Here is a 23,329-nt window from a genome sequence, read left to right on the forward strand (position 1 = left end):
AGATATAACGTACCTTGGTAGTGCTTGCTGGCGTTGTGAAGGACACGGCTAATTGGCGCCACGTTGTGTCTTTCAGGTTATATTCGCCTGTTCCAGTGACGGTATTCCACGCCGTGTTGCTTGTGCTTGCTAAACAGGCACGATTGCCAAAATAACCATCAGACATGACTTGTGAGCCATTGATAATGCCTGGTGCATTAGCAGCAGTTGCGATTGTCGGGGCTGAGATGACTGCGCCGCTGGAATTTAAACACTCAACACGTAGACTAAATTTTGTATTGTCCTTGGTTGTTGTGTTGCTCCGTATCATGATATGCGCCACATAGCCAGTATTAGCTACAGCTTTGACTTCCTGATACATCTCGCCCCAGTCATTATCTCCCCAGAGAGAGGTGTCGGCGACTTGGGCAAATCCAAGGCTGATATGACCGTAAACGTTGGCTGTCGAATAATACAACGTATTTTTATTTGTATTTGGATTGCCACTGTTAAAACGCTTCTGCCATCCTGTCACGTCGCCATTTGAAAACTCCAGAAATTCGGTATTTCTGAGCAAATTAACGCTTGCTGGTCTCAGACGCGATGTTAAGATTTCACCTGCTGTAATTTTAGCTGCATTCAAATCCTTGATTTTAGCATTTGTGATATCTGCGTCTTTGATCATGGCATTTGTGATGAAACCATTATCAACCAGCAAATTTGTCGATTTAACAAGGTAAAGCTGCCAAGCAGACCCAGTCCAAATGTATAATTCACTTGGTAAAGCAGTGATACCAGTAACCGCTAGATTAGCAGTGCCTGTGTATTGCCATAACATACCTGTGTAGCGTGTTGTCGGTTCTGTTGTTAACCGTGTGATACCGGTTGGGTCTCCTTTCGATCCATTTGCACCAACGAATTTAGCCCAGGCATAACTTGCTTCGGTAGTAGGTGCAGTTGCCTGTGTCGTTGTGCAAGTACCTATATACTGACTATCCGCATTGGGCAAGCTCGTCATGCTTGCACCGTTAGAGCTTTCGGAGTAGCGGATATAGGTGTAGCTATCCACACCCTTATCACCAGTAATCCCCTTTTCAGCCTTGGTGAAATTTTGAACTTTCGTCACGGTACTTGTCACACCTGCATTATTTCGGATTGATATAGTGTAAGTAATGCTTGCGACTGCGCCACTTGTTGCGCTCATGGCACCTGTCGCTGCATAATTTATCTTTTGGTTAGCTGCGTCAACCGTCTGAGTGCCTGCCGTGATGTTTGAGGATGAAGCTGTTACTTTAAACTGATTATTAGCTAAAGTCGCACTACTTAAGACTGGTGTGAATGCTGTGCCTATGCCGTACATGACACTGATTGATGTGCCAGAATTGGCATAACTCAACACACCACCCGTCGCATTAGCTGGCAAAGTCACATTTTCGTTAGTCATGAAAACTGCCCACGCATCGGTGCCGTTTGTACCATCATTACCTTTGACTCCAGCGCTACCTGTTGCGCCTGTATCCCCCTTGTCGCCTTTCACGCCGTTATCACCTTTATCGCCATAAACTGCGCTTAAGGTGATGGTATCGCTTGTCGTGTCATCTGTGAATATTGTGCGATCATGTTGCCACAGATATTTATTTGTAACAGTTGGCACCTGCAAGACTGACTGCCATTTGGCATTTCCCCAAGTTTCTGATGGTGGTGTTGAGGAGTTCGTCACTTGCCATTTGGACTTGATTTCAACAACGCCACGACCATCTGCGCCTGCTATGCCGTCTGACACATCGATAATCGTGACTTCATCAAACGCAACTACCTGACCATTAATCAAAGCCGACCAACGTACAACAGCCTTACCTTCAACATCATTAGCATTAATCTCACGCTTATTAGTACTACCAGACAAACTCACACCGTCAATCATCCACTCAAATTTTTCAGGTGTGATTTCCTTGTTGCCTTTGTAAAGTCTAGCAGTCAGTATCGTGCTACCTGCTGAATTCTTGAATGTCAAGCCATTCGTTGTCAAGGTCACTGTTTTATAGGGTGCATTCTCCTCAGCTAACTGTTGCATCTTCGCAATCAAATCAGCTGAGATTTGAGATTGTAAGGCTTTGTAATTGCCAAAAGTCGCAGCCTCCACCGTCGCATCGTCAAAACTAACAATTTGCTCTAGCACTCGAGCGGACAAAATAAGTTGTGGCGTGTAGCCGTCATCAACTATCTTGACAGTATCACCAATATTGGCGCCTGTTCTACCTTCGACCTCGTAATTAATGACTGGCACACTATGCTCTTCTAGATACGCCCTAGCCCGATTAAATAATTCACTTTGTGAAATCTTATCATGACTAAAATTATAGACAATATAACCACCACCATTAACATTACCACCACGATTACCAAATCTAGCATTCGCTTGTGGCGCCTTAATGAAATTCTCACCCTTAGTGTGGAAAAATTGAACATTACCATTATCATCCAACGTTTGCCAATTCGCTAAACTTGAGATAGTCGTGATTTTCTCATTCGCATCTTTTGACATTGGGCGAATTGCAGTACAGATTGAGCTAATATCTGTACTGCGCTTAATCGTTTTAACATTTTTGCCGTAGCGCAATTCAATGTCATCGCGCACTTCTCCGATTTTTTTCTTAACATGCACAAGTCGCTTTTTGATAGTGAAATCTGAGTTTAGCTTAACTTCATAATCAAGTTCGGCATTATCAAACTGTGTCGCTACAGACTGTAAAAAGGCTCTGTGTGACATCTCACTCTCCCACGATAATTTACGTGTCAAGTTTGAAATCTCATTTACACCAATCTCATAGCCTGTATCATACATGATTTGATTGAAATACCAGCTAAAGGGCTGTGCCGCACTTGCTGAAAATGGTAATGTCGTTTCAAGGTTCAAGTCAAGATTAAGGCTCATAGATGAAATTGACATCATCTGGTCTCGTTCTGCCTCATCTATTTGCGTAATGTAAAGCAAATGATCTCGGTTATTGTACTTGAAAGCAATCCAATAACCAACTTGTAATAGCGCCGCATCAACGTGTAATTTAGACGTTTCAAAATCTAAAAAATCAGCTGAGCCTGTCAAAAATCGCTGAAACTTGGACTTACTGAAATGAATGGCATCAGGCAAGTCGTTATCCATGACCGCAACTGGTACGAAATTTTCATCTAAAATATGAAACTGCATTATAGATTAGCCTCCGTAAATTCTACTTGATAAGTTGGTGGCGTGTCGCACCAGTCTGAACATTGAAAAAATATCGTTGTCTGACCTGGCGGAATTGTAAATAGATTTGAACCATCGATTTTTTCAGATAATTTGGGCAAACCATTGACATAGATTTTACTATCCGCACCTGTCATCTTCACAATAGATTTATCTGGAAAGCGATTCCTATAATCTCTGATATATTCAGCGCTATCGTTTCTGATTGTCATTTTCCTGAAATCAAAATACCGCATCAACTGATTACCAGACCTCGCCTCTAATTGGTATAAATTAATATAGCACTTGGTGATTTCAACATCCTTCAACTCTGGAACAACAAAAGTTGGGTATGACCCGAACCAGTAATATCTTAAATTAGCACCATTTTTATAAATGTCACAATGCCCTCGAGGTTGATTAAAAGGATTTTGATTGTCTAGGTGACTAGTAGTAAATGTATGATTAGCTAGCGTTTTGACACCACCTTTACCATCACCTGCCAAAGCCACCCAAACCCCTGTATTGCCTTTCTTATCATTTTTATAAATATCATACCCCATGACAAGCCGATTATTAGCATCCGCAAATAGTACCTGCAATTGTCCTGTCTGCCCCATTAAACCAGCCCAAAAGACGGCGTTAAAATAGCAATAGACATTTTTAGCACCGACGTGTCCTGTTTCATCTGAAGGGAAATTATAGACATAGCTTGCACCGTGCCAATAATTATTATTTGTACCTGCATTCGACAGATGAAAATAATTCTTTCCACTTTCATTGACGACTGCAGCTGTACCAGTATTCCCTTTCAAAGCGTTTTCAGGGTTTGTACCTGTGTATCTGGTAAATTCCGAAAAGTTCGACGTGTTAAGGATTGTCGTTGCGCTGACATAATCCTCCGTGTCGTCCTCTTCTTTATTGCCAATCTCCGTGATACCATAGTCCGTGTACATGCCAATATAGCCATTCTCAGCGTTCATGGTAGCCGTCACTGTAATTGGTGCCTCAACGTTTCCCTCATTGACAATGGTCACGCTATAACGACCATCAGAGCCTTTGGTAGCTGTATAAGCACCTTTGGGATTTACTGCATGAGCTACTGGATCAGCGCAATAAATATCAAAAGAAGAAACGAAGACTAACGCCCCTTCAGGTGGATTGGCAATCCCACTCAAAGTGCCGTTATAATACCAAATCATACTATCCGCGAATTTAACAACCAAATCACCAGACAAGTAGCTTTTTAGACTATTGTATTTAGCAATTAAGTTACTCGCAGATGATGCCGTCAGCTTGAAATTAATGGTCAAATAACGACTTTCTAATCGCTTGCCGAGATATGTCTCTCCTCGTCCGCTGCTCCCATTATTTTCCGATGTGATGTCGTAAGAGAGTGAATCACGACCAGAAACAGAAACTGTGATAAAGCCATTCACAACATCGTCTAAAAACACACCATTAACATTGACCGCCTCATCTTGTAAATAACTCTGCGTACTAGGTACCTCATTCGTGTCTACAAATTGATACACCTCTACCACCTACTTTCCATCTACTAATTTTCTACGGTTGGCATCTTTTTGATTGGCTTCATCAACGTATTTAGCCGTGCCATAACCAACTTCTTTGCCGTCGAGTTTACTGACTACTTCTGTATAGACCTCAATTTTTGAATTGTAGTTATAATCGCCATTAAACTGACTGTTTGATGATGTCGCATAGCTCAATGCCATATCGTCCATTTTTGGCATACTGAAATCAAAATTAGCCATTTCAGTAATAATACTTTCAGCACCTGTTGCGATTAAGTTTGTCAAAGCATAAACCGTTGACTTAACTGTATTAAACTCAGATTTCAAACCCTTATTTAAACCAAAGACAATCGCTTTACCATTGCCAATTAAGAGGCGCTTATCATACGATATCGGACCTTTATGTTCCTTAATCCAATTCGCCCAACCACCGACAGTATTTTTGACGGCTTCAAATGCCCCTGTTAAGCCCTTCAAGAAACCATCAACAATCGCTTTACCAGCCGCAAGCAAATCAATATTACCAAGTGAGTTTAGTATATTCTTAACACCGTCGATAACCGATTGAACTTTTTCCTTTGCGGCTTCAATCGGTTGTGTAATCGCTGATTTGATAGCCTCCCAAACAGTTGAAGTAATTGATTTAATCGCATTCCATGTGTTAGAAATGATGTTTTTAACCAGATTGATAGCAATGTCAACAACACTCTTAATGCCATTCCAAATGCTAGAAAATATCTGCTTGATACCTTCCCAAACTTTCGACCAATCACCCTCGATTAAACCAGTCACAACTTTGATAATGCCTTGAATGACACCAAGCACTGTCGTAATAATAACTTTCATCACTTCAAAAGCTGCCGTTAAATAACTCAAAATATTACTAATGTATAGCGTGAATATCGTCTCAATCACACTCCAGACAGTCGAAATGACCGTCATAATGGTTGCACCCCATTCACTCCAAAATGCTTTAATAGCATTAAGAACCGTTTGAACGACCATTGAAATAGTAGCCATTGCTATTTTGATAATATTACCAATACTTTCAATAATCGGTGACAAGAACGCTTTAATTGCCGTCCAAGTTTTAATAATCGCAGTTCTAAAGCCTTCATTCGTTTGCCATAAGTAAGTGAATGCCGCAACTAAGGCAATGATAGCAACAATAACTATCATGATTGGATTGACTGCGATTGTGCCATTGAGTATGCCTTGGGCAATCGTATAGGCTTTCGTGACAGCTGTTACCATTTTTAAAACAGCAACCACAGCCTTAAATGCCATTAAAGCTGCTACAACACTCACAGCGACTGCTTTAATCGTTTCAAAATGATTTTTGATAAAGCCGACCGCACTTTTAACAATATTGACGAGCTTTTTCAATAGCTCAATAAAGCCATCAAAAGCTGTCGAGACACCCTCGCCAAATACCTGTTTTAAGACATTTGAAACGCCTTTCTGTAATGCCGTGAATGCTGCAGGTAATTGTGGCACGATTTGCTTAACTGCACTCGCAATACCTTTGAAAAGTTTCGGAGCTAGTTCCATCGCCATCCGACCTGCAACTTTGCAAAATTCATGCCTGATGTTAAAACATCTTCAATCCCTTCGCCTGTTGCCATAAAGTTACCAAGTGCTGCTTTAGCCGTTGTCAGTGACCCTGCTAAAGTATCGTTTTCTTTAGCATAGTTACCTGCATATTTTGCGGTCTTTTCCATGAACATTTCCATGGCAATGCCGATTTTTTCTTGCGATGTCATCTCTGATGTGCTTTTTTTGATCCCCTTAGAAAGGGCATAAGCACCGATAGAGGTGTCATTCATGGCAACACCTAGATTATCCATCATGGCAAAGTTGCCCTTTGCAGCACCAGCCACAGCTTCCATCGCAGCACTTTGGTCTATACCCATGATTGAGGCAACATCTGCAGCCCTTTGCATAGCCGACGTAGACAAATCCATGGACTGTTTCACATCAAAGCCCGCACCTTGAAAGAGTGACCCCATTTTATTCGCAGTTGCTAGATAATCACTGGTTGACTGCCCCATGTTTTTAAAAGCGCTTTTGGCAGTTTTCTGTAATTCACCTGCATACTGCTCAAATACAGCCTCTGAATCGCCTAAGTTTTGTTCCAATTCCCCAGCAAGGTTCATGGACTTAACTAACAAAGCCCCACCAGCCGCTGCAGTAGCTGTCGCACCTGCAAAAGCTGCACCAAGACCGATTTTTAAAGCTGAACCAAGAGCGCCAGATATTTTAGAATCCAAACTTGATAGATTTTTCAAAATACCGTCATTCATACCGCCGACAGATCCGACAGCACCTTTCATGACCTTAGAAAAATCTTTGTCCGTCGCAGATAGAATTGCCTGCACGCTAAAAGAATCACTCATCCCTTACCCCTTTCTTTAATAAATCGCCAAGTCCTGAAAATTTCGGCTTCTCTTGATTTTTGTTGCTTGTTTTGTTCAAAATACGATCAAGCTCTTTTTCATAATCAAAAAATTTCTTGAACTTATCATAGACAGGCTTAGTTGCCTTACCGACCTTTTTCTCAGCTTTCACATTCCTATTAAGAAATGCCTGCAGATGAATATGAAACATCTTGTCAACGTTTTTCAACTCATGCGCTTTGATTAATAATTCATAATCTGCTATCGTCAATTTATCAACTTCAGAATGATATCGAAACCCAAAAAATCTAAAGCAGTTTAGCGCCATTTCTTCATAAACTTCTGAAAAATCTTGACCTACTGCTTCGCTTGATTGTTTTCTACTGCTGCTACTACCGCTAGTGTCGCTTTCTTGGTAGCATTTGCTTGCTTTAAACCCTCAAGTACATCGGAAAAGACCGCATCAATATCAGTCGTTTCATCTTCCAAAAACGCTTCAATTGCTTGTTGAGTAAGACGTGGATTACAGCCTTTATTAGCAAAATTAAGGATATCGACAAGCGCCTCCAAATCACCATCAAGCAAGCCCATAATGGCAGCACGCAATCCGATATTTTTATTGAAACCTTTAACCCCCTCAATATCTTTGACTACCACTGTTTTGTTGATGTCACGCAAAAATCCGATATTAAAGCTAAAGGGGTATACTGCACCACTGATTGTTAATTCCATTGTTTTTTTCCTTTTCTTCAAAAAAGAGCGCCTTGAGAGCGCTCTAAACCTAAAGTCTACTATTTTGTTTCTTTCGTCGTATCTTTAAATACGTACTCAGCGATAGCTTTTTGTTCTTCTGAAACCGTCGCAAATCCGTCTGCTCCAGTACCGATGACTGAAAAATCAAGCGAATATTCGGCATGGTCTTCCGAACTTGATGATAACTCCAAACTCGTCACATAGGCTTGGAAGTACTTAGCTTTGTACTTATTGGCATCTGCAGTTGCAGTCCCTTTGATGTCAAGATTGACTTCCCATACCTCAACAACCGCACTATCATCTACCGCCTTTTCAAGTTTTGAAATCATCGGATCATTTTCAGTGGCAAATAATGCCGTCGTCGATATTTCAATCTCTGTATCACCTGGTACTCTAATTGAGCCTGATTTCGTCACGACCGTATCAGCATCACGCGATTTACTACGACTATTTTCAGTCGTAAACGCAATCGCTGTGCCAGTTGTCGTTGTCGCCTCGCTCAAAATACGATACAAATAGACAATTCTATTACCTTTAATCGCTCCCATTTTTTGTCTCCTATACTAAAAATTCTAAATTAATCAGCCCCCGCCAAATATAAGGCTTGACCGTTATATCTTTCGTGATTTGAATACGCACCCCACCCATTCGTAAACTGACGGGATAGCCGTAAAAATCACGCATACTAGACAACTGATGCACAAACTCATGACAAATATCAGACACCGACTTCCTTTTATCCTCAGTATCCCAAACATTTAAAGTGGCACTAGCTGTCGCAGTCAAGCCGTTCTTAGTGCCATCAAAGTTTGTCTGAAAGTCCTGAAAATCAATAAAGGGATAAGCTGTGTCCGACATTGGACGATATTCAAAAACATGGTTAGCACCAACAAACTCAGCAGCTAAAGCCCAAAGTTTATCATGTATCGCTTGGTCTAAACTTCTCTCCATCTTTACTCGCTTTCTATTTTGTCAACTTCTCCATGTCCTGCTTAAATTGTGGCTTGATTATATCCAGCGATGGCTTCATAAATGGCTCGGCTGCCATGAAACGTGTCCCATGTTCAAGATACGCCCCATATTCCGCAGTCGTACCAACCTTGCCTGTCAAACCGTCCTTTTCAATTTTCAAACCGTTTCCTGAAACAGTCTGTTTCAAATTACCAGTGAAAAAACCTTTATTGAAAGTGCTTTCCCCAGCATTTTTGACCACTTGCCCTTGTAAGTCTAAACTGTTTTTCTTAACAACTTCTTTAGCAGCTTCAAGTTTGAGATTACTCTCTAACTTTTTCTGGAGCTTATCAATGCCTTTAAAACTAATCTTAACCATGCTCAATCACCACCAAACTCAAACTATCGCTAGAAGTGTGTGTCTTATCTCCCTGATAGATTTTGCCGTTGATTTCAAGCAAATCATAGGGCTTGAGATAAATCCGCTGTAAACGCACAACAAGGCGCTCATTTGACACATCGCCGAAAATCACACGTTGTCTTTCAGCCCCCATCGGCGTGATATTGGCAAATTTCTTAATGCGTTCACTTGTCCCTTGAACCCATTCGCCTAAATCAGCATCATAAGTTTTTCCGATATGTCGGACAAAATAAAAAGGCTTGTCATATCTCATAAAAATCTGACAACTCCTTTCTTGTTATCCGCTTGCTTTAACAGCCATGACTGTATATCGCCCTCATAATCGCTAATATCAGCGCTATAGGTAATCGTTTCACCCTCTTGGCTATAATTTGTCATACCTTCGTTACCAATGCGATTAAAGCGCACAATAGACAATTCAAGGACAATGTAAGCTAAGTCATCTGGAACATCTTGAATATTGGGCAAACGTGCCAAAACTTTCTTTTCTGACTGCTTGATAATCAGATTGAGCTTATCGTCAAGCTCGCTATCTGTTAAATCAAGCATCAGCTTCAAATCATCTATCAAAGCCATAAGACCACCTACTCAGTTACTGGCACTAAAGCCAATAGCTGCGCTTTAGTCAAATCGTTAGTGTAGGTGATACCTTGTGCATCCAACCATGCCTTAATATCATCTTTTTTGGACGATAACGTTGGCAAGTCATCTTTCGGGACTTCGATTGCGACTGTTTCAAAGTCATTATCCAAAACCTCAGGATTAGAATTTTCTTCCTGAGATGACATCGAAAGTATCTCACTTTCTAAAGTTTCAGCTGTATCAAGATTTGTATTAGCAGAATCAGGTACTGAAGTCGACTCATTCGTGACATCCTCAACACTGACATTTGACTCTGTTTCAGTAGCAGTCAGCTCAGAATTTTTAACAATTTCTTTAGCCTCAGACTCAAAACGTGCTTTATTTCTTGGTAGTAACATACCCATAATTTTCAACTCCTATCTATTTTCATCCAACCAATCAACCACTAACGACACCAAAGCTGTTTTAGAGGCGCTCGAAGCATAAGTTATCTCTTGGTCATCAAGCCATGACTTGATTTCGACAACAGTATTATCTGCAGTTGGTACATCATCAGAATTAGGCACAGTGGCTATTCTGACATTACGAACTTTTGTATTAATCGGATAGCCATAAGTATTATCTGACATACTACCTGTCCATGTTGCTTGGTTATAGAATGTCAACTCTATCGTAGTAGGGTCAATATTTTTAGCTATGCGATAATAGGCACTCACTTTTACCCACTCTGTATATGCTCCTAATGTTGATGCGACAACCTCAACATTTGAGATAAACGGATAGGCACTTGTACCATCTGCTTTTTTAATTCTTAACCCCACACCAATTTTCAAAGCATGTACATCATCAATTGGCGAACCGTCAGAATAGGTTACCTCATCCAGTTTAATCTCAAAACTCCCCTTAATTAGGGTCTTTTTAAGTTCATCAGTAACAGGTAATGAGTTTTCAAAATAACTGTTGCGGCTAGAAAAAACCAAATGTCGACCATCCGCATCAGTCTCAACAATACTGCTAGCTAATAAGCTAGTCTCCCAATCCGTCAAGATTTTCGGCGCCTCATACAAATCAGCACCACCAGTAAACGCACTAGTCCCAGCATTCCCAAAGAACCTCTCAGTAACCGTGTCCCACATACCATAGACATTATCAATCAAGCGTCGGACTGGTACAAGGTTTTGCACCAATACTCCACCTTTTTTGATGCGAAATGCGTAGATAATCCCCACAAACCTACTGCCAACCGTGCCGTTATCATTTCTACCAAAAATAGAGATAGGTACTGGTGTTGCAGGTACAGACGATACTATCGTACTAACAAGCACATCATCAATATAGGTCAGGTTATTAACCTTGCTTATTGTGTGCCTATCCATATCAAGTGATGATGATAGGGTGAAAATTTCCTTATTATCACCATAGTCGCTTCGATATTTTCCATCATTTGCGGACGAAAAGAAACAAAAGGCTGAGGATGATGCGCTTGCTCTAGCGCCAAATAAAGCACGGTCTCCCTCATTTTTCGTTGATTGAAAGTCCGCAAAAACTTCTATATCGCCGACTTGGTCAATACCTGTGTCAATATAAACACCAGCGCTTGTTGCCTCTGATATCAGCCCATCAACCTCCACATAATCTGAAGGGATTACTGGCGGTTTGTCGGTCTCACCGTCGCCCCCTCCGCTCGGGGGCGTATTAGGGCGTCACCAGTTTAACGACTTTTTGAGGATCGTACAGATAAGCGCCGTAATGTTCATCTGCAGTCAAAACAGTTGACTTGTGAACAATATCGCGATCTTTTTCAATTTCAACGCTGCGCTTCATGATGATTTTAAAAGCTGGTTCAATTTCCTCAGTCTCAGCATCAGCCGTAATTTTAACTAAGAAACCATGACCGACACCAGATTTATTTGAACGGATTATATCAACACCCAAGATACTCGCAAAAGCACCCTTGACTTGAATATTAGCCGTCACATCTGCATTCGGATGCGCCGCAATCCATTCATCACGTAAAGCCACTGCATTAGCTGATGATGTTACCAAAATCATTGACTGGTAATCTTCATCACCAAACACATCAATCGCTACCTGCAGTTTAGCAAGCGTCAACTTAACACCTGTAATTGTTACAGATTGTGGCGTTGTCAACGCTGCAGCAATCAAATCACTATCAATCTTATCAGCGATAGACAAGGCTAATTGATTAGTTGCTTCTCCTAATGGATCACCATAACCGCTTAAAAGTGCCTCATCGCTAATCTCAACCCCTTTACCAGCCTTTTTAATGGTCATTTCAAATGTTGTGTTTGAAAGTTTTTCCAATGGAATCGCAGCACCTTCAGCTACATCTTCTGCCTCGCCAATGTAAGACCATTTAGGTACATTAATCTTGTTACCTGGGCGACCTTGTAAAGTCGTGTCAATTCCAGCGAGTGGTGTTAAACGTAATTTGTTAGGGAGTTTAGCTGAAACCATGTCAGCCATTACCTCAGGGATAATCATATCCGTCGTCATTGTTGTTGTCATAGTCGTTACCTCTTTCTTCATTTAGACAAGCTATTATAAAGCTCTTTGTTATTAGCATAAAGCTCAATGCGCTCAGCGTAAGTCATTTTATCAAACTGCTCTTTTGTTACCGCAATATTCCCAGTGTCAGTTCTAACAGGTGGCTTGCCTGCAAGCTGCTGTTTGAGATTGGCTTTTAAAATATCCTGTTGTTCTGAGACCGCTGCATCGACAATAGCGATAATCTTATCCTTATCGCCAATCAAAGACAGGGCTTTTGCGAGTGATTTTGGCAGACCTTTTTCAGCCAAATCAGCTGTAATTTCTGCGGTTAATTTAGCCTGTTCAAATTCTTGGCGCTCAGCCTCAAACTTTTTGCGCGCATTATCAAGATCAGCTTTTTCACGCTGTTCCTTAGTCATTTGAGCGAAAGATTTTTCTTCTTTCTCTTTCTCAAAAGCAGCAATTCGCGCCTCTAAGTCTGCTTTTTCAGTCTCATAGGCTTTATTTTTAGCAGTTAGAGCCTCAAATACCTCTTTAGAAACACTTTCCCCGCCCTGCGCAGCCGCTGGCGGAGTTGTTTCATTTGGTTTAGGATCCACATTAGGATCTGTATTCGGATTAGTTACATCTGCCATTTCATTCCTCCACGTTTTAAGTTCGACAACTATTAAATTACTTGCATAGTTTTAAGCCATTGGCAGGGTTCGGGCATAATAAAAAGCCGTATCACTACGACCATTCGTTTAAACTTCCAGCGCAAAACCTGCTATATTGATTTGATTAAAAACCGCTGAACGTGTCACATTGGTACTGATACCAAAATAATCAAAAATCAGATCAGTATCAGTAGTTTTCAGATTTTTAACTTGTTCAAATTTCATCGTTTGACCGTCTACCAGCCAAATGATTAAAGTTTTGTTTTCCATTTTCTAGTCCTCCTAATTTTGAGTATTCAAAAAGCACCTGCCTTGAGGCAAATGCTTATACAACTAATTTATAAACCTGGTATCCAGTCTTTTACTTCTTTGATTGCTCAATATGCTTTTTTCATCTTGTCATTGTCTTCTAAAAAGTCAATGCCTTTAATACTAATTCGCATCTCATCAAAATCAACGATAGTGTCACTTTTAGTTGGCATAAAATCAAGACCTTTGATATAGCCTTCATCTGACAATTCTTTAAAAACAAACCCCAAATAACTATAATTAATACGGTAGTTTTGAGGTTCAAAAACAGTTTTATCTATCGGCTCTCCTGATTTTTCGCAAGTATAAAGATAAGTCAATATTTTAAAAGCGATATAGTAAAAATCATCTTTTGCCATGCCTGCTCCTTTGTTTTAAAAAAGCACTTGCCTTAAGGCAAACGCTTAATTTAAGTATTGTATTGCTTTTTGGTACTTCTCACATCGCTCAAAATCAACTTTTTGCGGTTGCTTAATCCTTGATAAATCTGAGTTATGTCTTAAATCTGCCATTTTCACAACTCTAGCAATAGGATTTTTATTGACGATTTCCAAGTATCTATCATAGTTTTGATTTTTTTGTTTAGTTAAAACTTGAACTGCTTGCACAACCTCAATCGGTATGCCTTGATTGATTAAATCATCTGCTGTAACATCTGTATCTTCTAGGACATCATGTAGATAGGCAGTGGCTTTTTCTGTTTCTAAATCAACAAAACTAGCCACTGTTTTAGGATGCTCAATATAATCAACACCTGCTTTATCTCTTTGCCCTTCATGCGCTCTAGTCGCAATGTCAAGAGCAGTTCTAACATAATCAGCTGACATATTTTAAAGCCTCCCGTTCAGAAATTTCCTTAAACAGTTCAAACTTATCGTCATACGGCAACATAAAATCATTTAACTCAGGGAAAAACTCCCATTTTTTTGTGATTGGATTGTAAATTTCATTATCTGAACCACTCTTTTTAGCAATTCGTCCGTCATATTCACGGCTTTCAAGTTTATAATAGCTCGTCATTTCACTTTACCTTTCCAATATTTTGTGGATATTTCAGCTTACTTGACAAATCAAGCATTTCTTTTTCAAGCCTATCTATCTCAGCTCTATCTTTAACTTTATCTAGTACACGCTGTTTCTCATACAACTCATGAAGTTTACCATTTTTCAAATCAAAACTTGCCTGTGTATGAAATTGCAATTCAAATTCATAGCCAGCTGGTGTTTTTAAGTTGGTGTTAATTCCCTTGTAAGCTCTATTTTCATCAAGCCAAGAGTTTTTAACCGCACTTATATTATACCCTTTTTTTCGTAGATTATCCATTATCTTAGAATAATCCGCAACTAACTCATCTGGTTTAGAAATAGAAGTATAGCGAACCACATCACGCATTTTAGCTTTTGGCTCGTTTTTAACTTTCCTTGATAGACTATCAAGCGTTTTTAATCTATAATCTAAACCTTCAAGGTGGGCGCTTGTTGATTTTAGACTATCTTTCAAATCAGAAGTTATTTTAGGTTCAGCTTGCCTAGCATCTTTTAACAGATCACTGGCTTTTTCACTTGCTGCATCTTTTTTATCTGATTTTACTGCAGGAATAGTCGCACACCGACAATTAGGATGCAAAGGAAACAGTGGATGTTTCACATTGCCAAACTCTGCCCCCTTAACTTCAAACACTTTACCGTCAAGTGGCGCACAGATTTCACAAGCACTAGGCTCAGCTACCCACTCATACCATGTCACGCCGTTCTTTTCCATGGACTTGACAGCACATTCTGCGTGTACCCTAGCCGATTCCGTCCGCATAAGGCGCTCAGCCTGTTTCTGATTGACATCAAATATCCTGCGTAGCGCTCTAGCCACATCATTAGGATGCCGACCATTGATGATTGACTGCGTGAGTAGCGTATTGAGATTATTTGCTAAATACTGCGTATTGCCCCATAATCTCTCGCTGAAAGTAGCTGAGCCAAAAGACCCATTTACAATAGTTTTGAGAGCTTTAGCATCTAGCGTTTCCAACGTACTACCCAAAATCCCCGCTTGCCGCTTTAACTCACTTCTAGCCTCATCTGTCAAAGTATTTGCCATAAAGTTCGTAATCTCAACACTATTTTTAACCAGTTCAATGTTAATCTCATCACGTAACAACTCCAGCCTTGACACTTGCATTTTAAGATTATACCTAGCCATCAAATTATTTGCATAGTCAGAATAATCATTGTCTTTCGTTAGACGTTTAACCGTCGCAGCTAATGCCTCGACATCTGTTTTATTAGCTATCGCCTTAACTTCTGCCAAGCTAATCTCACCGTTTTTATCACCATATCGACGATAAAGCGCATCAATCCTTAGGCTAATATCACGATAATTTTCGGAGTAAATTATCCGAAATGCTTTTTCATAGTCAATATTTTTCTTCAAAAGTCGTGCAATATTTGCCTGTTCCCGCTTGCGCCAATAATCTTGTGAGGTCATACCTTATCCTTTTTCTGAAAATCTGGCAACAAATCTGGCACTTGACTTGCCATTTCATTAGCTGTTTCATGCGGATTGTCAACAATTGACAAGACTGATAGCTGCGTTTCTTTTGGCACAACACCCTCTAATAGCTTAGCTGTTTGTGCTTCATCGCTAACATTCCTTGGCGTATTGCGAGTGAATTTGTAGGTCAAATTTTTCCACTCATCAGAATTAGTCGCAACAATATTTGTCGGAATACCAAAAATCATCTTATAGCGCCGACGAATGCCAGACTTAAATTTCCGTTGCTTTTGCTGTGCCAAATTCTTCATCGGCTGCAGCTTATACTCTAGAGCAACACCGCTACTATTACCAAAATCTTCATCATTGATATTGGCGACCATAGCAATTTGAAACACCAGATTTGTCAAGCGATTTAACAAGTTTTCTTGTGTCTCATCTCCGCTTGGTTTGCCCATAAATTCCACGACAATCTTATCTGTCTGATTACCTGAAAAATTGATAATGCGATTATCCCGAATGAAATTAATTGCCTCCTCATCAAGTTCAGCGCCCAAAATTTTCATATAGGCATCTGCCAAGGCATCCACGTCATTCATTTTTTCAGATAAAGTCTGATTGATAGCATCTATCAACGATTTAACATTTTCAAAAACGCTCTGGCGCTCCTCATTTTCGACATATTCAATAATCGGTAATCCAACGCTTACACAAATTAATTCAACTGCTGAAAAATTAACACATCCACGTCAACAGATTGTGCTGAAAACTGCAAAAAAACAGCTGAAAGAACAACAAGCTGAAAATAACAATGTTATCCAAATCAAAGAAACTGCCAACTATGATATAAAACCGCAGCTCTATCCGTACAAAGTACAAGAACGATTATCAGCAGGTACTGGTTACAACTACGATGGTGGTGGATTATCTGATACAGTTTATTACGACGAGGAACTCGACTATGATGTTGCAAGCTACGTATGGGGCGATTCCATGGAGCCTAAGTATGAGAATGGCGAAGTAGTCCTAATTCGCGAATGCGGTTTTGATTACAACGGCGGGGTTTACGCAGTTGACTGGGATGGACAAAGCTACATTAAGAAAGTCTACAAAGAAGATGATGGGCTGCGCCTAGTTTCAATCAACAATAAATACAGTGATAAATTTGCACCAATATCAGAAGAACCTCGAATTATCGGTAAAGTCATTGACAGTTTCATGCCAATTGAAATGTATTAGCCCCTCAAAAATGCGATTTTTATGAACCGCATTTTTATATATAAAATAACAGAATTTAACAGATTACCTAATTTGTGAAGTCGTATAAAAAATGCGACCCTTCCAAAAAAGAAATCCTTTAAAATTAACGTTTTCAAGGGGTCGCATAATGGGTCGCATTTTTCAGGAATAATTTACATTATTTACAAAGTTCTCAGTAACTATAAAACACCTTAACCGTTGATTTAGAGCCTTTTAAAAGGTATTTAAAAAAATTAGATTGAAATATCCAGTCTAAGCAAGTTAATAGCTTCACAATCCTAAGCACAAACCCACTAATACCAACATTTCTAGCCATTTCACAATCATTGCGACCAAGCCACCTCCCAACACACAAGCCAATCCCTCCCGACCATTTAAAACACCTCTTAAAAACCACGTGCAACCTCTTAAAACCTTTAAATACACTACTAGACAACCTTTTAAGCAACCAATTTTTAAAGGCATTTTAAGAGCTTTTAAGAGCCATTTAAAGCCCAAAAGAAAAAAGCGAATTTTCTCGCTTTTTTCTTTTCGCTAATTGAGAATTTTTTTCACGTTTTTCCGCTTATTTCCCACCTATAAACCCACTTATTCCGCCATTTCCCGACTTTTTTCGGCTTTTTTCACAACCACCCCTTTTTTCTCATTCTTCATGATTAATCACACCTTAGTTTAATGACGTTTCGGTCTGGCTATTTTTATGTTTTTTAGTTCAAAATCAATTTTTAAATAAAATTTGACAATAGATTTTTAAAAGCGGTATAATGAACTTAGCGAAAACGTGAAGAAATCTCGCATAGCATCACAAAAGCCCTAGATATTCCTGTATCTAAGGCTTTTTTGACTGGTCAGCGTGTGGGTTGAAGTGTGTGGCACACTAGCGGTCATCGTTATGCTTATTCAACCAATAAGCAAACAATTCAACAAGAATATCGACCAGTAAAGGAACGACAACCAACAAGTAGAAAATTCTACTTTTTCACCAAACAAAAAAAGCAGAGAATATTTGAAATCAGTCTCTGCTTTTACTAGCTCTTAGTTGCCAAAAGATTACCTAAATAATCTTGACGACCATCCATGATTCGATAAACGACCACCTTATCCCTGACCTTGTAAAAAATGAGATAAGGTCTATACACCAAAAACTTGAAATCAGTCTCCACATCAATTTTCGAATCAAGCGGCACACCAATATTAGGCGATTGATTCAGCCTTTCAATCTCTTCCAAACAACCTGTAGCGATTTTACTGCCATTCTTATAATGCCACTCCTTAATGAGTTGTAAGTCTTCAAAAGCCGATTCTAAAATTTTTACTGCCACTTTTAAAGTCCTAAAGCCTTTCTCGCTTCTTCAACTGTGTAAGACTTAGCACCATTTTTCTCTGATATTTCTGCCTTATGGAGCTCTCCCATGAGTTTTAAAGTTGCCTTCATCCTTTGATATTCTTTAATATCCACAAGCGCAAATTCCTCATGGCCATTTTTAGTCAAGATAACAGGAAAGCCATCTGAAACATTTTTTACAACAACATTATAATTTCTCAAATCTGATACTGGTGCAATTTTCATATTCATCACTCCTCCATAGCCCTATTTTACGTTAAATTAATCGTAAAATCAAGTATGGAATATTTCATTTTTTCAATGACTGACTTTTGTCTTTTTAGACATATTTTCTAAAATAGATTTGATAGCAACAAAGACAATTGCAAAGCTGACTGAGAAGATAGCACCTTCTAATAAGTTGAAAGGAACTACCATAGCCATGAGATATTTACTGGCACCAAAAATTTGATTGATGTCGAAATGTGCGAACTTAGCATACAGTGGTATCGCATAAACGAAGTTTGCAAGAACCATTGCCACTGTCATGACGAGTGTTGCCAAAATACTCCCCAAGACATAAGCTCTTGTCCCGCTATCTTTTTTAAAGAAGATGGCAAAGATCAAGAGAAATGACCCAACTGCCACGATATTAAGCGGTAAACCAATCCAAGTATTAATCCCTTCATTATTCAATAATAGTTTAAGCACAGAGCGTAAAATTAAAATTAAGAAGGCAGCAGATAAATCAAAAAGATAGAGACCTACTAGGATTGGAATAATTGAGAACTCAACTTTGAGGAAGTCCGCAGCCGGAATTAACGGAAATTGCGGGAAAATCATCAAGATGAAAGAAATAGCGGCAAGCATGGCGATTAAGACCAGTTTGCGTGTGTGAGTTGTGTTTGTCATTTGGGGCACCTCCTAAATTTTATTTAGAAGACTTGAAAAGCCCATAGAGGATATCTTAAATAACTATGGTAGATTTTCTTGTCTCCTCTTTATCCTGACTTTAACAGTTGGTATCGGAATTTCACCGATTCGGGCCTGAGTGTTATACTCAAGCTTCATGGACTTTACCACCAGTGGGGAAACGACCCCCGCCCTGAAGACACCTTAACTATATCAAAAGACTTGCAGTTTAGCAAGTCTTTTGAATAATTTTTATAGCGTAGTTATCCCAAAGTTTGTTTTACATATTTAAAAATATGTAAAATGTCATTCTCTAGCAACATTGACCAACTGACTCACTTCTTTTTTAGACAGGCGACGGAATTCCCCCGGTTGTAAGCCTGTTAAATCAAGCGTCCCATACTGCACACGTGATAGCTTTTGAACAGGTAGACCAACTGCTTCAAACATCTTCTTAACTTGATGATTACGACCTTCATGAATGGTCAACTGAACGATTGATTTTTTAGTCGAAATATCTTGTTTGATAATCTGATAGACAGCAGGCTTTGTTTTACGACCATCAATCTTAACCCCTTGGGTCAATGGTCGCAGATTTTCTTTGTTGGCTTGTCCTTCTACTTTGGCAATATAGACTTTTTCAATTTCATGACGAGGGTGTGTCATCAAATTAGCAAATTCACCGTCATTTGTCATGAGAATCAGCCCACTTGTATCCCAGTCAAGACGCCCGACTGGATAAATACGCTCTGGAATGTGGCGGAAAAAGTCCATAACAGTCTTGCGCTCTTTCTCATCAGAGACAGACGAAATCACACCACGAGGCTTATTCAATACATAATAAACAGGTTCTTCTTTATAGATTTGCGTTTGTTTGACTTCAACTGTATCGCCAGATTTAACTTGATAAGCTAAGTCTGTCATGACATCACCATTGACGGTCACATCGCCTGCTTTAATCAATTCTTCTGCTTTACGGCGACTAGCAACACCTGCGTGTGCCAAATACTTATTAATTCTCATTTGTAGTGATTTCCTTTTCGTTGAAAATATCGACATCTTCAATATCCATGAGTGATTCTTCATTTATCTCAGGCAATTCTTCTAGTTCATTAATGCCGATATAATCCAAGAAATGGTGGGTTGTTGCATAGAGGTTAGGACTACCAATTACTTCTTTTTTACCAATCACCTTAATTAAGTCAAAGGCTTGAAGTGTTGCCATTGTTCCTGACGAATTGACCCCTCGAATGGTATCGACTTCTATCCGTGTCAGCGGTTGTTTATAGGCAATAATTGCCAAAACTTCTAACGCTGCTTTCGAGAGTGATTGATTCATAGGCGTTTTGGCATAATGCTGGAGTAAGTCGTTGAGTTCAACCTTTGTAGCCAAGCGATACTTACCAGCCGTTTCAATGATTGTCAACGCAGAGTCAGAATCTGCCTGATATTTCTGGGATAGCTTTTCGATTTGTTGGGTGATAGCGCTTGGTGTGATATTTAACAAGCCAGATAAGTCTCTGAGACTTAGTCCCTCTTCACCTGTCACAAAAAGCAAGGCTTCAAGTTCAGCAGTTTTATTCAATTAAGGCCTCACTTTCTGTTTTGGTCAGGATAATATCGCCAAATGTATCATCTTGTTGAAAATTAAGGGCGTGATTTTTTATCAATTCTAGCATGGCTAAAAAGACGGTTACCACTTCATCTAAGGAATGAGAGGACTCGAAAAGTTGCGTAAAACTAACCGTCTTTTCATGCTGAAATAGCGATAAGATGTCTTTTATTTTGTTTTCTACTGAAAATTCATCTGAGTTAATTGTATGGTGATGATCCCGAAATTCAGCTTGCTTGCGTTGGATAACAGCAGAAAAGGCAAAGTATAAGTCTAAGACATTTTTATCCCGGGCGAGTGCAATCTCTTCTGTGGCAATCTCAGTTTTACTTTTGGAATAAAATTGACCACGGTTATCATGTTTATCAGCTAATGCTAAGCTCAGTGCCCTATATTTTCGATATTCATCGATTTGTGACAAAATTTCTTGCTCCAAATCAATCGTTTCCTCTTCAAAGGCTTCAGAAACAGTTGGTAAAAGTCGACGAGATTTGATCAAGACCAATTGACTCGCAATGACGAGATATTCTGATGCCAAATCGAGCACCTTTTCTTTCATGGCATCTAAATAGGCTAGGTATTGTGTAATGACTTCAACCAAAGGGACTTCATAGATATCAACCTTATATTGATTGACCAGATGTAATAATAAATCGAGTGGTCCCTCAAAATCATGGATTTTAATACTGATTTCTTTTTTTACATAATTCATTTTATGTAAACTCTCTTATCTATAATATTTATCTAGGGAGTGAATGGATTTCAATCCGAGATTTTTGGCTAAATCATAGATAGAGACCCTTTCTGCCACACGTTGTAGAATATACTGTTCTCGCAGTTCTGCCGAGGTTAAAACACTTGTCTTTTTGAGTTCATAATGCAGAAATTGTCGAGATTTCGAGAATAATTCATCAGCATTCTTTATCGGACGTACCAATCTGGCAAATTTATCTCGAATAGGCAAGATACGTTTGATACCACCCGTAGCGACAGTTAAAATTTTAAAATCCCAATTAAACTCTGACCACTTTAAACTTTGAATTTCTGAAGGTTTCAAACCAAACTCTAAAATCAGTAAAACAATCAAATCACCGGGCTTCTGAACTTGCTGGTAGTACTGACTGACAGCTAATAGTTTTGGCTGTCTTTTGTCAGCATCTTGCAATTCCTGATGTTGATAGGGGACAACGTGTAGCTCAAAAAAATGCGTCAGTTTACCATTTTGATAAAGGTACTTCAAAAAAGTATTGATATTCGTGATTTTTCGATGTTGAGATGATTTCGCAAGACTTTTCAGCTCAAGCTGGTAAAGGTTTAACTGAGTTTGAGTCAGCTCTTTGCCTTCTAAAAACGTCACAAAAGCCCGTAAATCGTAAAAATAAGCGAGTTTCGTATTCTCAGATGCCTTTTGTCGACTATCGATGAAGGCTTTAATCATTTGTTCGTTCAATAATCTCGTAATCCTTTGTAAATGTATGAGCAAAGGCATTGACAGCCTTGAGAATTTCCTGACGTGGGATAATCCCGTAGAACTCTTTTCCTTTTAAAACTGGTAAAAATGGCTCGCCAACCAGTAAATGCAAGATTTCTTCTAGATCATAGTCTTTTTGAACTGTGCAAATTTTTGTGTTGACGATTTTAGAAATCGGGGTTCTATCTGATTTTTCGTAGAAAAAATCATGTTGCATTTCAAAATTAATAATATCCGTCCAGCCTAGGATGCCCACAAACTCACGGTTTTCATTGACAACAGGAACCTTGGAATACTTATACTGGCTCAACAAAATCTTAGCATGTGAAATGTTATGTTCACTTAATAAAACAGCGACTTCACTCGCTGGTTTTAAAAAGGTATCATTTTGTTTCATGAAGAAACATTTGATATGTTTGTCAATCATATCCCTGCCCTCGGTAATTCAAACTGTAGATTTGGTATCGGTTGATGATTGGTGTCTAGATAACTGATACGATAACTATCCTGATTCGGCTCAATGATGGCATACATTTTGATATTGTGGTGACCACGCGGTTGTGAGACACTGCCCGGATTTAAGCATAAGACATCTTCTTCAATCGTCGCAATGGGTGTATGAAGATGACCGAATAGCGCCATATAAGCATTATTTTCGCACGCACCAAACATCAGTCTAGTCAAACCAAAATTCACACCATGCAGATGACCATGGGTCACAAAAATGTTTCCATATTTTGTATGTACAACCTCAGTTTCAGGGAAACCGCCATCAAAATCACAATTGCCTCTGACAACTGTTATCCCTTCCCAGATGGGATCTGTCGCATCCAATTCTGAGTCACCACAATGGATAATAGCAGTCGCTCTATCCTGATATCTAGTCTTTATTTCTTGAACAATTTTTGATTCACCATGGGAATCACTCATCACAATTATCATA

Annotated in this window: 32 protein-coding genes and 1 riboswitch; of the genes, 1 reads left to right on the forward strand and 31 read right to left on the reverse strand. The window is 39.4% G+C overall.

Translation table 11 applies throughout. The annotated features are described in order from the left end of the window. The 21 genes from ACYQ21_RS07480 to ACYQ21_RS07580 form a co-directional block, all read right to left on the reverse strand. Positions 1–3,187: phage tail spike protein (locus ACYQ21_RS07480; RefSeq protein ID WP_460057098.1), on the reverse strand; the 3,187-nt coding region annotated here is incomplete at its 3' end. Further along, entirely contained in the window at positions 3,187–4,740 is a 1,554-nt protein-coding gene (locus tag ACYQ21_RS07485) for a distal tail protein Dit (protein ID WP_460057100.1), read from the reverse strand. The genes ACYQ21_RS07480 and ACYQ21_RS07485, both read right to left, overlap by 1 nt. A gap of 9 nt (positions 4,741–4,749) precedes the next feature. Continuing rightward, the gene (locus ACYQ21_RS07490) at positions 4,750–6,297 is read right to left on the reverse strand and encodes a phage tail protein (protein ID WP_460057101.1); all 1,548 of its coding nucleotides are present in this window, start codon (positions 6,295–6,297) and stop codon (positions 4,750–4,752) included. Further along, entirely contained in the window at positions 6,282–7,136 is an 855-nt protein-coding gene (locus ACYQ21_RS07495; protein ID WP_460057103.1) for a hypothetical protein, read from the reverse strand. The genes ACYQ21_RS07490 and ACYQ21_RS07495 overlap by 16 nt, the downstream gene beginning before the upstream one ends. After that, the gene (locus ACYQ21_RS07500; protein WP_460057105.1) at positions 7,129–7,407 is read right to left on the reverse strand and encodes a hypothetical protein; all 279 of its coding nucleotides are present in this window, start codon (positions 7,405–7,407) and stop codon (positions 7,129–7,131) included. The genes ACYQ21_RS07495 and ACYQ21_RS07500 overlap by 8 nt, the downstream gene beginning before the upstream one ends. An 86-nt stretch (positions 7,408–7,493) precedes the next feature. Then, the gene (locus ACYQ21_RS07505; protein WP_460057108.1) at positions 7,494–7,868 is read right to left on the reverse strand and encodes a tail assembly chaperone; all 375 of its coding nucleotides are present in this window, start codon (positions 7,866–7,868) and stop codon (positions 7,494–7,496) included. Positions 7,869–7,927: 59 nt separating this feature from the next. Then, complete coding sequence (locus ACYQ21_RS07510; protein ID WP_460057111.1) at positions 7,928–8,437, reverse strand: phage major tail protein, TP901-1 family; 510 nt, start codon at positions 8,435–8,437, stop codon at positions 7,928–7,930. Between the two features lie 10 nt (positions 8,438–8,447). Beyond that, on the reverse strand, positions 8,448–8,840 hold the full coding sequence (gp17, locus tag ACYQ21_RS07515; RefSeq protein WP_460057114.1) for a tail completion protein gp17: 393 nt from the start codon (positions 8,838–8,840) through the stop codon (positions 8,448–8,450). A gap of 13 nt (positions 8,841–8,853) precedes the next feature. Continuing rightward, the gene (locus ACYQ21_RS07520; RefSeq protein ID WP_460057116.1) at positions 8,854–9,219 is read right to left on the reverse strand and encodes an HK97-gp10 family putative phage morphogenesis protein; all 366 of its coding nucleotides are present in this window, start codon (positions 9,217–9,219) and stop codon (positions 8,854–8,856) included. Next, positions 9,212–9,514 (reverse strand): hypothetical protein, encoded by a 303-nt coding sequence (locus ACYQ21_RS07525; RefSeq protein ID WP_460057119.1) that lies wholly within the window; start codon positions 9,512–9,514, stop codon positions 9,212–9,214. Before ACYQ21_RS07525 ends, ACYQ21_RS07520 begins: the two co-directional genes overlap by 8 nt. Then, on the reverse strand, positions 9,511–9,837 hold the full coding sequence (locus ACYQ21_RS07530) for a phage head-tail connector protein (RefSeq protein WP_460057121.1): 327 nt from the start codon (positions 9,835–9,837) through the stop codon (positions 9,511–9,513). The genes ACYQ21_RS07525 and ACYQ21_RS07530 overlap by 4 nt, the downstream gene beginning before the upstream one ends. 8 nt (positions 9,838–9,845) lie before the next feature. Continuing rightward, the gene (locus tag ACYQ21_RS07535) at positions 9,846–10,247 is read right to left on the reverse strand and encodes a hypothetical protein (RefSeq protein ID WP_460057123.1); all 402 of its coding nucleotides are present in this window, start codon (positions 10,245–10,247) and stop codon (positions 9,846–9,848) included. A 12-nt stretch (positions 10,248–10,259) separates the two neighbouring features. Continuing rightward, on the reverse strand, positions 10,260–11,474 hold the full coding sequence (locus ACYQ21_RS07540; protein ID WP_460057126.1) for a hypothetical protein: 1,215 nt from the start codon (positions 11,472–11,474) through the stop codon (positions 10,260–10,262). A 64-nt stretch (positions 11,475–11,538) separates the two neighbouring features. Beyond that, positions 11,539–12,372: a N4-gp56 family major capsid protein gene (locus ACYQ21_RS07545; RefSeq protein ID WP_460057129.1), complete on the reverse strand. Its 834-nt coding sequence runs from the start codon at positions 12,370–12,372 to the stop codon at positions 11,539–11,541. A 17-nt stretch (positions 12,373–12,389) separates the two neighbouring features. After that, complete coding sequence (locus ACYQ21_RS07550) at positions 12,390–12,989, reverse strand: capsid assembly scaffolding protein Gp46 family protein (RefSeq protein ID WP_460057132.1); 600 nt, start codon at positions 12,987–12,989, stop codon at positions 12,390–12,392. 108 nt (positions 12,990–13,097) lie between these two features. Further along, positions 13,098–13,280 carry a hypothetical protein gene (locus ACYQ21_RS07555; RefSeq protein WP_460057135.1) on the reverse strand — a complete coding sequence of 61 codons (183 nt, stop codon included), beginning with the start codon at positions 13,278–13,280 and terminating at the stop codon, positions 13,098–13,100. A gap of 107 nt (positions 13,281–13,387) precedes the next feature. Next, positions 13,388–13,678: a YjcQ family protein gene (locus ACYQ21_RS07560; RefSeq protein ID WP_460057138.1), complete on the reverse strand. Its 291-nt coding sequence runs from the start codon at positions 13,676–13,678 to the stop codon at positions 13,388–13,390. A 45-nt stretch (positions 13,679–13,723) separates the two neighbouring features. Then, complete coding sequence (locus ACYQ21_RS07565; RefSeq protein WP_460057141.1) at positions 13,724–14,146, reverse strand: HD domain-containing protein; 423 nt, start codon at positions 14,144–14,146, stop codon at positions 13,724–13,726. After that, entirely contained in the window at positions 14,136–14,339 is a 204-nt protein-coding gene (locus ACYQ21_RS07570) for a hypothetical protein (protein WP_460057144.1), read from the reverse strand. Before ACYQ21_RS07570 ends, ACYQ21_RS07565 begins: the two co-directional genes overlap by 11 nt. A gap of 1 nt (position 14,340) precedes the next feature. Further along, positions 14,341–15,801 carry a minor capsid protein gene (locus tag ACYQ21_RS07575; protein ID WP_460057147.1) on the reverse strand — a complete coding sequence of 487 codons (1,461 nt, stop codon included), beginning with the start codon at positions 15,799–15,801 and terminating at the stop codon, positions 14,341–14,343. Further along, the gene (locus ACYQ21_RS07580; RefSeq protein ID WP_460057190.1) at positions 15,798–16,523 is read right to left on the reverse strand and encodes a phage portal protein; all 726 of its coding nucleotides are present in this window, start codon (positions 16,521–16,523) and stop codon (positions 15,798–15,800) included. Before ACYQ21_RS07580 ends, ACYQ21_RS07575 begins: the two co-directional genes overlap by 4 nt. Between ACYQ21_RS07580 and ACYQ21_RS07585 the strand changes: the two genes are divergently transcribed. Further along, the gene (locus tag ACYQ21_RS07585) at positions 16,426–17,046 is read left to right on the forward strand and encodes a S24 family peptidase (RefSeq protein ID WP_460057150.1); all 621 of its coding nucleotides are present in this window, start codon (positions 16,426–16,428) and stop codon (positions 17,044–17,046) included. The genes ACYQ21_RS07580 and ACYQ21_RS07585 overlap by 98 nt on opposite strands. A gap of 898 nt (positions 17,047–17,944) precedes the next feature. Here the strand turns inward: ACYQ21_RS07585 and ACYQ21_RS07590 are convergent. From ACYQ21_RS07590 to ACYQ21_RS07635, 10 genes are all read right to left on the reverse strand, one after another. Beyond that, on the reverse strand, positions 17,945–18,028 hold the full coding sequence (locus tag ACYQ21_RS07590) for a type I toxin-antitoxin system Fst family toxin (protein ID WP_460057192.1): 84 nt from the start codon (positions 18,026–18,028) through the stop codon (positions 17,945–17,947). A gap of 67 nt (positions 18,029–18,095) precedes the next feature. Beyond that, positions 18,096–18,389 (reverse strand): type II toxin-antitoxin system RelE/ParE family toxin, encoded by a 294-nt coding sequence (locus tag ACYQ21_RS07595; protein ID WP_460057153.1) that lies wholly within the window; start codon positions 18,387–18,389, stop codon positions 18,096–18,098. A gap of 2 nt (positions 18,390–18,391) precedes the next feature. Then, on the reverse strand, positions 18,392–18,643 hold the full coding sequence (locus tag ACYQ21_RS07600) for a type II toxin-antitoxin system Phd/YefM family antitoxin (RefSeq protein ID WP_460057156.1): 252 nt from the start codon (positions 18,641–18,643) through the stop codon (positions 18,392–18,394). Positions 18,644–18,709: 66 nt separating this feature from the next. After that, positions 18,710–19,303 carry an ECF transporter S component gene (locus tag ACYQ21_RS07605; protein ID WP_460057159.1) on the reverse strand — a complete coding sequence of 198 codons (594 nt, stop codon included), beginning with the start codon at positions 19,301–19,303 and terminating at the stop codon, positions 18,710–18,712. A 76-nt stretch (positions 19,304–19,379) separates the two neighbouring features. Beyond that, positions 19,380–19,508, reverse strand: a riboswitch (FMN riboswitch). Positions 19,509–19,609: 101 nt separating this feature from the next. Continuing rightward, a complete protein-coding gene (locus ACYQ21_RS07610) occupies positions 19,610–20,326 on the reverse strand; it encodes a pseudouridine synthase (protein ID WP_460057162.1) in 717 nt (238 codons plus the stop codon). Continuing rightward, positions 20,316–20,888 carry an SMC-Scp complex subunit ScpB gene (gene scpB / locus ACYQ21_RS07615; RefSeq protein WP_460057165.1) on the reverse strand — a complete coding sequence of 191 codons (573 nt, stop codon included), beginning with the start codon at positions 20,886–20,888 and terminating at the stop codon, positions 20,316–20,318. The genes ACYQ21_RS07610 and scpB overlap by 11 nt, the downstream gene beginning before the upstream one ends. Next, positions 20,881–21,627 carry a segregation/condensation protein A gene (locus ACYQ21_RS07620; RefSeq protein ID WP_460057167.1) on the reverse strand — a complete coding sequence of 249 codons (747 nt, stop codon included), beginning with the start codon at positions 21,625–21,627 and terminating at the stop codon, positions 20,881–20,883. The genes scpB and ACYQ21_RS07620 overlap by 8 nt, the downstream gene beginning before the upstream one ends. A gap of 15 nt (positions 21,628–21,642) precedes the next feature. Next, entirely contained in the window at positions 21,643–22,365 is a 723-nt protein-coding gene (gene xerD, locus ACYQ21_RS07625) for a site-specific tyrosine recombinase XerD (protein ID WP_460057169.1), read from the reverse strand. Further along, a complete protein-coding gene (cbpB, locus tag ACYQ21_RS07630; protein ID WP_460057172.1) occupies positions 22,346–22,813 on the reverse strand; it encodes a cyclic-di-AMP-binding protein CbpB in 468 nt (155 codons plus the stop codon). Before cbpB ends, xerD begins: the two co-directional genes overlap by 20 nt. Beyond that, the gene (locus ACYQ21_RS07635; RefSeq protein ID WP_460057175.1) at positions 22,810–23,328 is read right to left on the reverse strand and encodes a metallophosphoesterase; all 519 of its coding nucleotides are present in this window, start codon (positions 23,326–23,328) and stop codon (positions 22,810–22,812) included. Before ACYQ21_RS07635 ends, cbpB begins: the two co-directional genes overlap by 4 nt. Position 23,329: the final 1 nt, after the last annotated feature.

It is taken from the genome of Pseudolactococcus yaeyamensis (assembly GCF_054658615.1).